We start from the raw sequence: 261 nt of genomic DNA on the forward strand, positions 1-261 counted from the left end.
TTGATAGGCTGGGTGTGGAAGTGCAGTAATGCATTAAGCTAACCAGTACTAATTGCCCGTAAGGCTTGTCCCTATAACCTTAGCAGGTCTATAGGCTACGACAAGTATTGTGAAGTGTTTGCGAAAATGTGAGGATTCGGAAGAATTCCACTTGTTCGACAGCAGTCACAACCACCACAGTAAGCGATGGTCTCGCTTACTGTGACAAAATCAATAATCATGATTAGTGCGAAGACTCACCTCTGCCGCACACTCTACTGA

1 rRNA gene is annotated in these 261 nt (G+C 44.8%); it reads left to right on the forward strand.

Annotated elements, in window-relative coordinates:
- Positions 1-73: ribosomal RNA gene (locus ACO0LM_RS28795) — 23S ribosomal RNA — on the forward strand; the annotation flags it as partial.
- Positions 74-261 lie beyond the last annotated feature (188 nt).

Origin of the sequence: Undibacterium sp. Di26W (assembly GCF_049340265.1) — a bacterium.
GTDB lineage: Bacteria > Pseudomonadota > Gammaproteobacteria > Burkholderiales > Burkholderiaceae_D > Undibacterium.